Annotated in this window: 13 protein-coding genes and 1 tRNA gene; 10 read left to right on the top strand and 4 right to left on the bottom strand. The window is 62.5% G+C overall.

The window, feature by feature from the left end; all coding sequences use genetic code 11:
* Nucleotides 1-5 precede the first annotated feature (5 nt).
* The 7 genes from nuoI (at nt 6) to AB6730_RS07240 (ending at nt 6,885) form a co-directional block, all read left to right on the top strand.
* Nucleotides 6-497: an NADH-quinone oxidoreductase subunit NuoI gene (gene nuoI, locus AB6730_RS07270; RefSeq protein ID WP_306847390.1), complete on the top strand. Its 492-nt coding sequence runs from the start codon at nt 6-8 to the stop codon at nt 495-497.
* Between the two features lie 20 nt (nt 498-517).
* Nucleotides 518-1,171 (top strand): NADH-quinone oxidoreductase subunit J, encoded by a 654-nt coding sequence (locus AB6730_RS07265; RefSeq protein ID WP_371022987.1) that lies wholly within the window; start codon nt 518-520, stop codon nt 1,169-1,171.
* Nucleotides 1,168-1,473: an NADH-quinone oxidoreductase subunit NuoK gene (nuoK, locus tag AB6730_RS07260; RefSeq protein WP_036112219.1), complete on the top strand. Its 306-nt coding sequence runs from the start codon at nt 1,168-1,170 to the stop codon at nt 1,471-1,473. Before AB6730_RS07265 ends, nuoK begins: the two co-directional genes overlap by 4 nt.
* 4 nt (nt 1,474-1,477) lie before the next feature.
* Complete coding sequence (gene nuoL, locus AB6730_RS07255; protein ID WP_371022986.1) at nt 1,478-3,535, top strand: NADH-quinone oxidoreductase subunit L; 2,058 nt, start codon at nt 1,478-1,480, stop codon at nt 3,533-3,535.
* 14 nt (nt 3,536-3,549) lie between these two features.
* Nucleotides 3,550-5,061: an NADH-quinone oxidoreductase subunit M gene (locus AB6730_RS07250; RefSeq protein ID WP_371022985.1), complete on the top strand. Its 1,512-nt coding sequence runs from the start codon at nt 3,550-3,552 to the stop codon at nt 5,059-5,061.
* A 13-nt stretch (nt 5,062-5,074) separates the two neighbouring features.
* A complete protein-coding gene (nuoN, locus tag AB6730_RS07245) occupies nt 5,075-6,535 on the top strand; it encodes an NADH-quinone oxidoreductase subunit NuoN (RefSeq protein WP_371022984.1) in 1,461 nt (486 codons plus the stop codon).
* A 273-nt stretch (nt 6,536-6,808) separates the two neighbouring features.
* Nucleotides 6,809-6,885: transfer RNA gene (locus AB6730_RS07240), tRNA-Met, on the top strand.
* Here AB6730_RS07240 and AB6730_RS07235 read toward each other — a convergent pair.
* The 4 genes from AB6730_RS07235 to AB6730_RS07220 all read right to left on the bottom strand — a co-directional run bounded on the left by AB6730_RS07235 (nt 6,842) and on the right by AB6730_RS07220 (nt 11,588).
* On the bottom strand, nt 6,842-8,386 hold the full coding sequence (locus tag AB6730_RS07235) for a recombinase family protein (RefSeq protein WP_371023070.1): 1,545 nt from the start codon (nt 8,384-8,386) through the stop codon (nt 6,842-6,844). The two genes, AB6730_RS07240 and AB6730_RS07235, sit on opposite strands and share 44 nt — an antisense overlap.
* 168 nt (nt 8,387-8,554) lie before the next feature.
* A complete protein-coding gene (locus tag AB6730_RS07230) occupies nt 8,555-10,738 on the bottom strand; it encodes a bifunctional DNA primase/polymerase (protein WP_371022983.1) in 2,184 nt (727 codons plus the stop codon).
* Entirely contained in the window at nt 10,735-11,346 is a 612-nt protein-coding gene (locus AB6730_RS07225) for a hypothetical protein (protein WP_371022982.1), read from the bottom strand. The genes AB6730_RS07230 and AB6730_RS07225 overlap by 4 nt, the downstream gene beginning before the upstream one ends.
* Nucleotides 11,343-11,588 (bottom strand): helix-turn-helix transcriptional regulator, encoded by a 246-nt coding sequence (locus tag AB6730_RS07220; RefSeq protein WP_371022981.1) that lies wholly within the window; start codon nt 11,586-11,588, stop codon nt 11,343-11,345. The genes AB6730_RS07225 and AB6730_RS07220 overlap by 4 nt, the downstream gene beginning before the upstream one ends.
* Nucleotides 11,589-12,398: 810 nt before the next feature.
* Between AB6730_RS07220 and AB6730_RS07215 the strand changes: the two genes are divergently transcribed.
* Genes AB6730_RS07215 through AB6730_RS07205 form a run of 3 tightly spaced genes read left to right on the top strand, consistent with a single transcriptional unit; the run spans nt 12,399 to nt 13,026 of the window.
* Nucleotides 12,399-12,647, top strand: a complete 249-nt coding sequence (locus tag AB6730_RS07215; protein WP_371022980.1) for a hypothetical protein — start codon at nt 12,399-12,401, stop codon at nt 12,645-12,647.
* Nucleotides 12,644-12,832: a helix-turn-helix domain-containing protein gene (locus tag AB6730_RS07210; RefSeq protein ID WP_371022979.1), complete on the top strand. Its 189-nt coding sequence runs from the start codon at nt 12,644-12,646 to the stop codon at nt 12,830-12,832. Before AB6730_RS07215 ends, AB6730_RS07210 begins: the two co-directional genes overlap by 4 nt.
* Nucleotides 12,833-12,840: 8 nt before the next feature.
* Entirely contained in the window at nt 12,841-13,026 is a 186-nt protein-coding gene (locus tag AB6730_RS07205; RefSeq protein WP_371022978.1) for a helix-turn-helix domain-containing protein, read from the top strand.
* Nucleotides 13,027-13,188 lie beyond the last annotated feature (162 nt).

Here is a 13,188-nt window from a genome sequence, read left to right as displayed (position 1 = left end):
AAGCCATGACCCGCGTTACCCACTATTTCAAGAGCCTGCTGCTCATCGAGCTGTTCCAGGGCATGGCGCTGACCATGCGCTACATGTTCAAGCCGAAGTACACGATGCGCTACCCGATGGAGCACATCCCCAAGTCGAACCGCTTCCGCGGCCTGCACGCCTTGCGCCGTTACGCCAACGGTGAAGAGCGCTGCATCGCGTGCAAGCTGTGCGAGGCGGTATGCCCGGCACTGGCGATCACGATCGATTCGGCGCCGCGCGCGGAAGACGGCCAGCGCCGCACCACGCGCTACGACATCGACCTGTTCAAGTGCATCTTCTGTGGTTTCTGCGAAGAGAGCTGCCCGGTGGATTCGATCGTCGAGACGCACGTGCACGAGTATCACTTCGAGCATCGTGGCGAGAACGTGGTGACCAAGGGCCAGCTGCTGGCCATCGGTGACCGTTTCGAGCAGGACATCGCTGCCGCCCGCGCTCAGGACGCGGCTTACCGCTGAGCGCCGAAGAGACCTATGCGATGAATAACGATCTGCTCCAACTCATCTGTTTCTACCTCTTCGCGGCCGTATCTGTCATCGGCGCGCTGATGGTCATCACCGTGAGGAACTCGGTCCACGCCGTGCTCTCGCTGGTGCTGACCTTCTTCAGCATGGCCTGCGTCTGGCTGCTGGCCGAAGCGGAGTTCCTCGCCATCGCCCTCGTCGTGGTCTACGTCGGCGCGGTGATGGTGCTGTTCCTCTTCGTCGTCATGATGCTCGACATCAAGCAGGAGCAGGTCCGCGAGGGCTTCATCCGCTACCTGCCGGTGGGCATCGTCGTGGCCCTGGTCATGCTGGTCGAAATGCTGGCGATGATCGGCGTCAAGGCCATGCACGCCCATACGCTCGGTCCCAACCCGGCCGGTGAGTCGAACGTCGCGTGGCTGGGCCAGGCCCTGTACACCGAGTTCCTGCTGCCGTTCGAGATCGCCGCGCTGATCCTCACCGTGGGTATCGTGGCCGCCGTGGCCCTGACCCTGCGCCAGCGCGCGGGTGTACGCCATCAGACCGCCGCGCAGCAGGTGGCCGTCAACGCCGTCGACCGCGTCCGCGTGGTCAAGGTGGCCAGCGAACAGATGGCTTCCGTCAGCCCGGCCCCGGTCGTCGTGCCGCCGCAGGAGAACACCCCGTGATCACGCTTTCCCATTACATCGTCCTCGGCGCGATCCTCTTCTGTATCGCCGTCGCCGGCTTGTTCATCAACCGCAAGAACGTGATCGTGCTGCTCATGGCGATCGAGTTGATGCTCCTGGCGGTGAACACCAACTTCGTGGCCTTCTCGCGCTTCTTCGGCGACGTGGGCGGCCAGGTGTTCGTGTTCTTCATCCTCACCGTGGCCGCGGCGGAATCCGCCATCGGCCTGGCGATCCTGGTCCTGCTGTTCCGTAACCGCAGCACGATCAATGTCGCCGAAATCGACAGCATGAAGGGTTGATCCGATGAGTCTCTCGCTTTCAATCCTGCTGACGATCGCCCTCGCGCCGCTGGTGGGTTCGATCCTGGCCGGCCTGTTCGGCAAGGTGATCGGCCGGGCAGGGGCGCACACCGCCACGCTGCTCGGCGTGGCGATCGCCTGCGGCCTGTCGTTCTACGTGCTCTACCAGCTGGTCTGGGGCGGCGCGCAGAACTTCAACCAGGACATCTACACCTGGTTCCAGATCGGCCAGTACCACGCCTCGGTGGGCTTCATGGTCGACCGCCTCACCGCCATGATGATGGTGGTGGTGACCTTCGTCTCGCTGCTGGTGCACCTGTACACCATCGGTTACATGGCGGACGACCCGGGCTACCAGCGCTTCTTCAGCTACATTTCCCTGTTCACCTTCTCCATGTTGATGCTCGTCATGAGCAACAACTTCATGCAGCTGTTCTTTGGCTGGGAAGCGGTGGGCCTGGTCTCGTACCTGCTGATCGGCTTCTGGTACAAGCGCCCGACGGCGATCTTCGCCAACCTCAAGGCCTTCCTGGTCAACCGCGTGGGCGACTTCGGTTTCCTGCTCGGCATCTCGGCGATCTTGTATTTCATGGGCACGCTGGACTACCAGACGGCCTTCGACCACGCTCCGGAGCTGGTCGGCAAGACCTTGCAGATCACGCAGAACCACGCGTGGGACGCCGCCACGGTGATCGGCATCCTGCTGTTCATCGGTGCCATGGGCAAGTCGGCCCAGGTGCCGCTGCACGTGTGGCTGCCGGACTCGATGGAAGGCCCCACGCCGATCTCGGCGCTGATCCACGCGGCCACCATGGTGACCGCGGGTATCTTCATGGTCGCCCGCATGTCGCCGCTGTTCGAGCTGACCGACGCCGCGCTGTCCTTCATTCTGGTGATCGGTTCGACCACGGCCCTGTTCACCGGCCTGATCGGTATCGTGCAGAACGACATCAAGCGCGTGATCGCGTACTCGACGCTCTCGCAGCTGGGCTACATGACCGTCGCGCTGGGCGTGTCCGCGTATAGCGGCGCCGTTTTCCACCTGATGACCCACGCCTTCTTCAAGGCGCTGCTGTTCCTCGGCGCCGGCTCGGTCATCATCGGCATGCACCACGAGCAGGACATGCGCTACATGGGCGGCCTGCGCAAGTACATGCCGGTCACCTGGATCACGATGTGGATCGGCTCGCTGGCCCTGGCCGGCACGCCGTTCTTCTCGGGTTTCTATTCGAAGGACGCCATCATCGAGGCCGTCGGCGAGTCGCATCGCTGGGGCGCGGGCTACGCTTACTTCTGCGTGCTGGCCGGCGTGTTCGTCACCTCGCTGTACAGCTTCCGCTTGCTCTACATGACCTTCCACGGCAAGGAGCGCTTCACGGTCGCCCATGGCCACGCCCATCACGATGCGCATGCGTCGCACGACGACGCGCATGGCGATACGCACAAGGAAGACCCGCATCACGAGCCAGGCATCCTGGAACATGCGCCGCACGAATCGCCGTGGGTCGTCACCGTGCCGCTCGTGCTGCTGGCCATCCCCTCGATCCTGATCGGCTTCTTCACCGTCGGCCCGATGCTGTTCGGCGACTGGTTCGGCAAGGCGATCCACGTGAACGAGGCGAACAACGTCCTCGGCGAACTCGCGCATGAATTCCACGGCGCGCTGAACATGGCGTTCCACGGTTTCACGGCCGCGCCGTTCTGGCTGGCCTTCGCGGGCTTCGCCGTGGCCACCTACGTCTACCTGTTCAACCCGTCCGTCGCCGACAAGGCGAAGAGCGCGCTGAAGCCGGTGTACGAGCTGCTCAACCACAAGTACTGGATCGATGAACTCTACTTCGCGGTGTTCGCGAAGGGTGGCGTGAAGCTGGGTGAAGGCCTGTCGAAGGTGGGCGATGCCGCCATCATCGACGGCGCCATCGTGAACGGCTCGGCCGGCCTCGTGCAGCGCATCGCCAGCGGCACCCGCCGCCTGCAATCCGGATTCCTCTTCCACTACGCGTTCGCCATGATCCTCGGTCTTATCCTGCTCCTCGGCGGGTACTGGCTGATCGGGCAATAAGGGAAACGAGCTCTATGTCGAATCACTTGCTCAGCCTGCTGATCTGGCTCCCGGTCGTCGGCGCCATCCCGGTGCTGCTGGCCGGCTCCGGTCGCCCAGGCCTCGCCCGCTGGATCTCGCTGCTGGTCGCGGTCGCCACCTTCGCCGCCAGCCTGGCCCTCCTGCCTGCCTACGATGCCTCCACGGGTACCCTCCAGCTCGGCGAATCGATGAGCTGGATTCCGTCGCTGGGCATCAACTACTCGCTGGCGGTCGACGGTATCTCCGTCGCCCTGATCATCCTCACCACCTTCGTCCAGATCCTCGTGATCGTGGGTGCGTGGGAGATCATCCAGAACAAGCCGCACCAGTACATGGCGGCGATGCTGATCCTCGAAGGCATGATGATCGGCGTGTTCTGCGCCACGGACGCGTTGCTGTTCTACGTGTTCTTCGAGGCCATGCTGATCCCGATGTTCGTCCTCATCGGTATCTGGGGTGGCCCGCGCCGCGTCTACGCCACGCTGAAGTTCTTCATCTACACGTTCTTCGGCTCGATCTTCATGTTGATCGGCCTGATCTACCTGTATCACAAGACCGGCGGCAGCTTCGCCATCGCCGACATGGCCAACGTCCACCTGACGATGACCGAGCAGAGCTGGCTGTTCTTCGCCTTCCTGCTGGGCTTCGCGATCAAGGTGCCTATGGTGCCGGTGCACACCTGGTTGCCGGATGCCCACGTGGAAGCGCCTACCGGCGGTTCGGTGGTGCTGGCGGCGGTGATGCTGAAGATCGGCGGCTACGGTTTCCTCCGCTTCAGCCTGCCGATCACGCCGGACGCCTCGCATCACTTCGCCTGGCTGGTCATCGTGCTCAGCCTCATCGCGGTCTGCTACATCGGTTACGTGGCGCTGGTCCAGCAGGACATGAAGAAACTGGTGGCGTATTCGTCCATCGCGCACATGGGCTTCGTCACCCTGGGCATCTTCATCGCCTTCCTGCTGGTTCGCGAGACGAACAACCCCGAGGCCGCGCGCCTGGGCATGCAGGGCGCGATGGTGCAGATGATCTCGCACGGCTTCATCTCCGGCGCGATGTTCAGCTGCATCGGCGTGCTCTACGACCGCATGCACACGCGCCAGATCAAGGACTACGGCGGCGTCATCAACGTGATGCCGATCTTCGCCCCGTTCTACGTGCTGTTCGCCATGGCCAACAGCGGCCTGCCGGGCACCAGCGGCTTCGTCGGCGAGTTCATGGTCATCCTGGCTTCGTTCAGCGCCAATCCCTGGATCGCGTTGTTCGCCGCGTTCACCCTGATCATCGGCGCCGCGTACACGCTGTGGATGGTCAAGCGCGTGCTCTGGGGCGATGTCACGAACAAGCACGTCGCGGAACTGACGGACGTCAACGGTCGCGAGATCTTCATGCTGAGCGCGTTCGCCGCCGGTGTGCTGATCCTCGGCATCTGGCCGGAGCCGCTGGTCCACCTGATGGATGCCTCGGTCGCTCGTATCGTCGAGCAACTGGCCATCACCAAAGTCTGAGCGGGAACTATCCATGCCGAGTATCAACGACATCCTGATCCTGCTTCCCGAGGTCTACCTCGTGGTCGCGGCTTGCGTGCTGCTCCTTCTGGACGCGTACCTCAAGCCGGGCCAGAAGGGCACGGTCCATTGGCTTTCCATCCTGGTCCTGCTGATCGGCGCCTACCTCGTCGTCAGCGGCCAGCCCGCGTCGCCGGTCACGGCCTTCAGCGGCATGTTCGTCCGCGACGGCGTGGCCGAGGTCCTGAAGCTGTTCTCGCTGCTGATCACGGCGGTGATCTTCGTCTACGCGCGTCCCTACCTGAAGGAAAGGGCGATTCCGTTCGGCGAGTTCTACACGCTGACGATCTTCGCCACCGTCGGCATCATGTTCCTGGTGTCGGCCGGTAGCCTGGTCACCGTCTACCTCGGCCTCGAACTGCTGACGTTGTCGTCCTACGCGCTGGTGGCGTTGAACCGCGATTCGCAGCTTTCCTCGGAAGCGGCGATCAAGTATTTCGTCCTGGGCGCGCTGGCCTCGGGCATGCTGCTGTACGGCATGTCCATGGTTTACGGCGCCACGCACAGCCTCGACCTGCACACGATCCATGCGGCCATCGTCGGCACGGAGTGGAAGACCCTGCTGCTGTTCGGCCTGGTCTTCATGATCGTCGGCATCGGCTTCAAGCTGGGCGCCGCTCCGTTCCATATGTGGATTCCGGACGTCTACCAGGGCTCGCCGACGGCCGTGACCGTGTTCATCGGTTCGGCGCAGAAGCTGGCCGCGTTCGGCATGGCCTATCGCCTGCTGTCCACGGGCATGGGCGATGCCGCGGGTGGCGCGACCGGCCTGGCCTCGCAGTGGCAGCTGATGCTCGCCGTACTGGCGGTGCTTTCGCTGGCGATCGGTAACCTCGTCGCCATCGTGCAGACCAACCTCAAGCGCCTGCTGGCTTATTCGACCATCTCGCACATGGGCTACCTGCTGCTCGGCCTGGTGAACGCCGGTCCGGAAGGCTATTCCGCATCGATGTTCTACGCGGTGAGCTACGCACTGACCAGCGCCGCGGCCTTCGGCATGATCCTCGTGCTGTCGCGCTCGGGCTTCGAGTGCGAAGAGATCGACGACCTGCGCGGCCTCAACCAGCGTTCGCCGTGGTTCGCCTTCCTGATGCTGCTGGTGATGTTCTCGCTGGCCGGCGTGCCGCCGTTGTTCGGCTTCTTCGGCAAGCTGCTGGTGCTGAAGGCGGCCGTCGACGCGGGCATGCTCTGGCTCGCCCTGGTGGGTGCGGTCTTCGCGATCATCGGCCTGTACTACTACCTGCGCGTGGTGAAGGTCATGTACTTCGACCAGCCCGCCGAAGGCACCGACGTCCGCGCCACCGCCGACGCACCGGCCCGCTGGGTGCTGTCGATCAACGCGCTCGCGCTGCTGGTCCTCGGCTTCACCTGGGCACCGCTGCTGGCATGGTGCCAGCGAGCCTTCGCCGGCTGATCCCGCGGGGCAGGGGAAAGATCGAAGGGCGCCGATAACCCGGCGCCCTTTCTTTTTTGTGGAGGCAGGAGGCTTTGGTGGGAGCCGACCCTGTCGGCGATGCCGCAGGAGCTGTTGTGGGAGCCGACCTTGTCGGCGATGGGTGCTTGCCGAAACTTGGCCCGCTGCCGCGGGATCGCCGACAAGGTCGGCTCCCACAGAACCTTTTTTCACACGAACGTAAGAAAAGGGCTTGCAAGAATCCGGCCACATCCATATACTTGCTGACTCTGATGCGGGGTGGAGCAGTCTGGCAGCTCGTCGGGCTCATAACCCGAAGGTCGTAGGTTCGAATCCTACCCCCGCTACCAGGTTTATCTGAGACGGCGTGATCTTTCCAAGGATCGCGCCGTTTTCTTTTGTGACGTGCACGGATTCGCCGATCAACTCGATCAGAGCCTCCCGTGCCAGGCGCGCGTCGCCGCCGTCCGCTAGATCGGTTGCAAGCCGGCGCCAAGTCTCCCGCGCACGCGGCAATATCTGCGTTGGCTGGAACGCCGTAACGGTCGCGAGGTCAGCGCGTGCTACCTCGACTTCCCTTTCCGCCCGGACAAGTTCTTCTCGTGTGCTCTGGGTGAGAACCCCGGCTTTTATCGCGGCCATGATGTTCGCCTGAATCTTTTCGACCTCAGCGAGCCGACGCTTCGCGCCCTCGGTATCCGGCGCCGCCCGCTTTAGCTCGGCGATGACCGCCGCGGCGAATCGCTTGTACGCTTCCTCGGTAAGCAGCTCCGCTTGCACGGCGGCTAACAGGGCGCGTTCTGCAGGCTCACGTGGCACTTTGAGCGTGCTTGAGCATGCCGAGGCCCCTCGGTCCTTGGCAACCGAGCAGCCGTAGCGGTAGCGGTCCACGATAACCATCGGGGCACCGCACTGCCCGCAGCGTAGGATGCCGCTAAGCAAGTGGCGCATAGGGCGGCCCGGCCCTCCTTGCCGCATCCCAGGCTTAGGTCCGCGGGGAGCTGCTCGAGACGCACGAGCTTGGGCGGCGTCCCAAATAGCGGAATCGACGATCGCCAGGTCGGGGCGTTCCGTGATTACCCATTCCGTCTCGGGGCGAGACTGGCGCAAGCGGCGGCCACTGTCGGGGTGCTTCACGAAGTGGCTGCGGTTCCATATCTGTCGGCCTGCGTAGATGGGGTTCGCGAGGATGCCTATGCCGCGCTTTCGGTCGGGGAAGACAGCCGACACGTACCAGTCGCCGCCGCGGGAGGAGGGGATCTTGTCGCGGTTGAGCCCGGTGACGATCTCCCGCGGGCTGGCGCCCGCGATGTACTCGGCGTATATGCGGCGGACGACGGCTGCCTGGTCCTCGTCAATCGCCCTTTGGCCCACGGCGGTGACCCGATAACCGTACGGCAGGCCGCCCGCGCTCGCGCCCGAGAGCGCGCGCCCCGTGAGCCCGCGGTGGACCTTGTCGGCGAGATCGTCCAGGTACATTTCCGACATCAGTCCGCGCAGGCCGACGTCAGCCTTGTGGGACTTCCGCTGCGTGTCTACGCCATCGCTTACGCCGATTAGCCTGACGCCCGCGAAGGTTAGGCGCCGGATGGTCATGGTCAGCTCGGCACTGTCCCGGCCGAACCGGGAGAGATCGTCGACCAGCAGCACGTCGAAGCGGTGGGCATCGGCCAGCAGGCGCTGGTAGGCCTCCCGATCAAGCCGCGCGCCACTGACCGCGGCGTCTGTGTAGACGACTGGTTCGGGCCAGCCCATGCGCGCGCAATAGGCTCGGCAGTTGCGCAACTGGTCTTCCAGGCTAGCATCGCGCTGGTTATCGCTGCTGTAGCGGGCGTAGGCGGCTGTCTTCATCGAGCGGACTCTAGGAGGCGAAGCGTGGTGACAACAAGAGAGGACGATTTGTCACCACCTCCCCGAAAGCCCGCCGGGCCTCGGCTTGCGCTGTCAGATAATCCTGTACGGCACGCCGGGCAAGCGCTTCGATCAAGGCGACGAGGGCAGGACAAAGGGGGGCGGCCATCAGCTGTCACCCCAAAGCAGCCCGGGGGTGCCGTGGAAGTCCTCGAAGGCTTTACGCACATCAGCGAGCGGCGGGAAAATCCGGGCCCTCGGCCGACCTTCTCCCGCAAGGCGCACTTTGGGAAACTCCCCCTTGATGATTTCAGTGAGCACCTGCCAGAACTTCGACTCCTGCACCGGACGGTATTCCCGCATTTCCTTCGCGTAGGTGCTGTACGCAATGTAGGCTTCTGAGTTCTGTACGCGAACAGGCTCGTCATCCCAGCTGTGACCGGCAAGCCATCCGTTGCACAGGGCAGAGTAAAGCCAGCGCGACGGCCCCTTCAGACTGGATATTTTCTGATCAGCCGTGGCGGCGGTTTGCGGGAACTTGACCGGGCGAAACTCAGAAATATCCCTGCGCAGAAGGTCGTGCAGCATTCCCGCCGTACCCCCGGCCTCCCTCATCTGGGCGAAGATCGGATCGAAATAGAGGGCGTCGTTCTTATACCTGTCTGACACGTCGATTACGCAGTATCGGCGCTGGTCGTGTGATGCCGGCACGATCCAGTCATCGTTACTAGCCATGATGACGTGCGCACAGTTGCGAATCTGGACGGCATCGAAACCCTTTGCTTCCATGAGGAAGGTTTCTTCGGTCAGCATGGCCTTTAGTGCTGGCTCAGCTTCGCGATCACCCACGAAGAAGGCTTCATCCGCATAGACCAGCACTTTGCACGCTAGATGGCTATTGAATTTGCCGGTCAAGTGATCGCCCTTTTGCAAGGGCAAATAGTGCTCGCCGAACATATCGCCCAGAATCTTGGCGAACACACCCTTGCCCGATCCCTGTCGACCGCGCAGGATGATCGCGACGCCCGGCGGCTGATGCGGCTTCTGAACTAGGTGCGCGAGCCAGTTCATTACGTACTCGTCGACGGCGGAATCACCGCCGCAGACGTTGTCCCGGATGTGCGTCCGGAATAGGGACCAGTCGCCCGGTTCATCTCGAACTGCGAAACCGCCCCAGAGGTTTAGCACGCCGTCGGCAACAGACTGCCCCGGCGCAAATTCGAGTCCACGATTGTACTCACGGCGTAGCGGCCACTCCTTCCACTCCTTGGAGAGAGGCTTGCCGTCGAGCTTTTTCGACTGCAAGGCCAGCTCGAAACTCCCCGCCTTCATTGGGAAATAGCAGTGTTGGCCGTTGTCCTGCACTTGCTCACGGTAAATGTTCACCTGGCCGCGGTGGCTGACGAGTGCGTAGTGGCGATTGAGTTCGTGGAGCGGGGGGAGCTTCCGCGCGTCGTCATGGGAATCATCGATCTCAACGGGTTCAAACTGTGCTTCCGGCGCTTTACAGCCGTGTTCGTTATGACCGTGTCGGTATGCATTTCCGACGATCGTCTCGAGCTCCTCGACAGTCCAGCCGCAGCCGTCGTGCCACTCCTCGGTCATCAGCTCGGCCGCGACCTCCGGCGTCACGCCGAGATCCTTGAGCTCGGCCGCGACAAAGAATGTCGTGTTGTTGCCGCCAGCGCCGCTAATGGCCTCGGGGGCTTCGAAACGCAGCCAATCTCTGGCGCGTTTGCGCGCTCGGTCGACGTCGACTCGAGGATTTACCCCGCGGTATTTTGACCTTGCACGCACTTCGCCGCACTTGGCGACGATCCATTCTGGCGCGATCTGCGGCCGGCTAGGACGATCCACGAAGTACTTGCCCGCAAAGGTGCCGGTGGCTTCATCCTCAACTGTTACCGAGCCTGGCGCGACGATGTACCCTCCATGACTTCGGATGTCAATGGATGGTCCCAGGACGTCAACGCCTTGGCGGACAGGACGATCAACGCGATAAACCAGGTGACGACCACCGGACGGCGTGACGCATTCGAGAGTGTTCGGGAAATCGAACCCGTCCAGCTCCAAGGCCAGGACAGAGTGGTTGCCGTGCTTGGCCCTCTTGCCGAATCGCTCCGGCTTAATGTCCACGTCAACCACGATGAGCGCGGCATCGTCGCCGTACTTGCCTGTGAAAATGCCCCAATTGCAGCCAGCATGCTGGGCGGCCCAGCGCTTGATCTTCGCAGGATCGCGTGACGCCAGCCGTTGCCACGCGCGGATGGCTGGCGTCTTGGCGCCCGGGGAAAGCGGAAACATGTGAAAACCCTGACGTGCGAGCGCAAGGACGTCGCTGATGTCCGTCATTCCTGTTCCACTCCTCGATACTGCACTGTGATTTCCACCCAATCGCCGAACTCGAAACCGCGCATGCCGTCGAGCCAGGTGACGTTCTCCTTCCCGTTGGGCCAATCTTCCCTGGCCTCGGCCCGATCGCACGCCCGGACTGCGTAAGCGTCTTCGCGAATCAATTGGCGGCGGCGTTGCGCGAGCTGCTGGCGAAGCTCGCCAAGATCGTACGCGTCGTACTCGCGATAATAGGATTCGTCAGCATTGAGGCCGTGATGCTCGCAGGCTTCAACGAGACGACTGAAGTTCGACTTTCGCGAGAGGGATTGAGGTTCGACGATCTCAATGAAATACCGAAGGTCACAGTCTTCGCGTTCCTCCGTCATGCAGAAGATACGGTGGCCTTCCGGCATGCATTCTTGCTTGCCGCTCTTGGTGACGTATTCACGTGGGAGTAGATCGAGCCGCACGCCGGCGCGCCCGTCCGGTTCCTCGAGCACGTCAAAGAACAGGCGGACCGCGTAGAGCATGCCGGGCTTATCTGATATGCGAGTCGGGCCGCCGTCGCTCCAAGCGTGGACGCCGGGTGCGGCCTCAATCAGTCGAGCCAGCAGGACCGTGCTCATTCGCGCACCTCGGCGGGAGGCGTGTTCCGGGAAGCGATGCGCTTGTTAAGGTATTCCACGAGCTCGCCGTGGAGCCAAGCGCAGGTCCTCGAGGAGAGCATAAAGCGCCTCGGGAACTCGCCACGGCGCTCAAGATCGAGAATGTGCCAGCGGCTGAAGGGGATTCCGTAATCCCGCTTAAGTGCTGGGAACGTGACCGGGCGGTCGAACTGCACGAGGGAGGGCGGAGCTTGGTGGGTCATGGTCGGCACCTTGAGTGGGGCAGGTGACCGATTGATCCAGGCGGGGAACGCCTCGATCAATCGGCCGAAGGAGAAACAAACCAACGATCACCCCGTCCGGACATCGAACGGGACAACGGTTTGCTGTTTGGATATCTCAGTCGGTTAACGATTGATCGAGGCGACTACTGCTTCGACTTAGGAGGCGGTGACCCCGCGGGCCGCACGATTAAAGCCTCGGTCGTTCAGCAGACACCCGCGAGTAGAAAAGAAGATGGCCGCGGGGCCGGATAGCGAGGACATTATATCACCAGTTCCCGCGTTCACCACCCAAAAACGCGGGGTGTATCCGGGAATAGACGTCCACACGCAGGCTAGGTATGCGTCAACCCGGCGGGTTGGGAGTCCGGCCACCCGTGGACGGGTGGGACTTCGAACGATCCCGCGTCCCGTTGTGCCGCAAGGGCTGGCCGGGAGGTCCAGGGGGGCCGCCGTGTTTTGGCATTCGCCGCAGCAGTGTTGGCCGGCAGTCTCCGCAAGGTCCTCGCTCAAGCCAGCGCAGAGTGAGTCCGGCTTTCATCCCATAACTTTATTTTAGGGTGGACCTCCTGGACCTCCTGGACTAAGTGTTGTGCGCCAATGGGTCTAGCCAGTCCACTCTATACGCCTCGGTCCACGCACATCCGGACCCCCATCTAACGAGGTGAGAAAATGTCACCGGAAAGGCTTTTAAGGAAGGCGTTTTGTTGATATTTCAGGGGGCTTGTGGTCACCGGGATGTCAACACTAGCTTGTACCTGCGGACCACTCCGCGTACCGAGGGATACCGTCATGTACACGCTCACCATCAACCTCACTAAAACGCTAGTCGCTGATTGGGCATTCTCCAATCAGAGTGATTTCGAACGCGCAGGTACTGCCGCGCGCGTCGCCCTTACCGCCCGTCCAATGGTCGACGTCGGCGATCTCCAGGCGCTGATGGACGCGACGCTCGCTCCCTTCGACGAGGAGCCGGCAGCTGGCGAAATCACTTTCGACCTACACGGCCTTCCCGTAATGGCTTCTGCGGTAGCTGTATGAGCAAGGAGCTTTACTACACCACCAAGGAAGCGGCGGCGATGCTGAAGCTGTCGCCGCACACCCTGGAGAAATGGCGCAACCTGCGGCAAGGCCCGACCTTCCTTAAGTTCGGCTCGCGCGTGTTGTACTCGTCGGAGGCGTTGTCGGCCTTCGCGGCGGCCAACACGATCAGGTGTGTGTCGTGAGTGCAGTCATGTATTACAACACCAAAGAGGTCGCCGACATGCTCCGGATCTCGCCACGCACCTTAGAGAACTGGCGGAATCTTCGGCAAGGGCCGGCGTTCACCAAGTTCGGCAGCCGCGTGCTGTACTCGTCGGAAGCACTTGCCGAGTACACGGCAAAGCACACGATCGGCGCAACGCGGGCGCGATATTAAAAACGGTGCGGATACCCAGCTAACTACCGACCCCTCGTGCGCGCACGAGGGCTTCGGTGCGCACGGCGATCGAAGCATGATGCCTTAAAAAGCCTGTATAATCATAGTCATACCGACATGTACCGACCTGCAAGTATCGGTGGTTATCGGTGAGTAACCAAG

The organism is Luteibacter sp. RCC_6_2 (genome assembly GCF_041360655.1).
Classification (GTDB): Bacteria; Pseudomonadota; Gammaproteobacteria; order Xanthomonadales; family Rhodanobacteraceae; genus Luteibacter.
This window is presented reverse-complemented; position numbering and strand designations above follow the sequence as displayed.

What these genes read in the sequence shown, in the direction of transcription:
- nuoI (WP_306847390.1), top strand. Translation starts at nt 6, where the DNA reads ATGACCCGCGTTACCCACTATTTCAAGAGCCTGCTGCTCATCGAGCTG.
- AB6730_RS07265 (WP_371022987.1), top strand. Translation starts at nt 518, where the DNA reads ATGAATAACGATCTGCTCCAACTCATCTGTTTCTACCTCTTCGCGGCC.
- nuoL (WP_371022986.1), top strand. Translation starts at nt 1,478, where the DNA reads ATGAGTCTCTCGCTTTCAATCCTGCTGACGATCGCCCTCGCGCCGCTG.
- AB6730_RS07250 (WP_371022985.1), top strand. Translation starts at nt 3,550, where the DNA reads ATGTCGAATCACTTGCTCAGCCTGCTGATCTGGCTCCCGGTCGTCGGC.
- nuoN (WP_371022984.1), top strand. Translation starts at nt 5,075, where the DNA reads ATGCCGAGTATCAACGACATCCTGATCCTGCTTCCCGAGGTCTACCTC.
- AB6730_RS07235 (WP_371023070.1), bottom strand. Translation starts at nt 8,386, where the DNA reads ATGAAGACAGCCGCCTACGCCCGCTACAGCAGCGATAACCAGCGCGAT.
- AB6730_RS07230 (WP_371022983.1), bottom strand. Translation starts at nt 10,738, where the DNA reads ATGACGGACATCAGCGACGTCCTTGCGCTCGCACGTCAGGGTTTTCAC.
- AB6730_RS07225 (WP_371022982.1), bottom strand. Translation starts at nt 11,346, where the DNA reads ATGAGCACGGTCCTGCTGGCTCGACTGATTGAGGCCGCACCCGGCGTC.
- AB6730_RS07220 (WP_371022981.1), bottom strand. Translation starts at nt 11,588, where the DNA reads ATGACCCACCAAGCTCCGCCCTCCCTCGTGCAGTTCGACCGCCCGGTC.
- AB6730_RS07215 (WP_371022980.1), top strand. Translation starts at nt 12,399, where the DNA reads ATGTACACGCTCACCATCAACCTCACTAAAACGCTAGTCGCTGATTGG.
- AB6730_RS07210 (WP_371022979.1), top strand. Translation starts at nt 12,644, where the DNA reads ATGAGCAAGGAGCTTTACTACACCACCAAGGAAGCGGCGGCGATGCTG.
- AB6730_RS07205 (WP_371022978.1), top strand. Translation starts at nt 12,841, where the DNA reads ATGTATTACAACACCAAAGAGGTCGCCGACATGCTCCGGATCTCGCCA.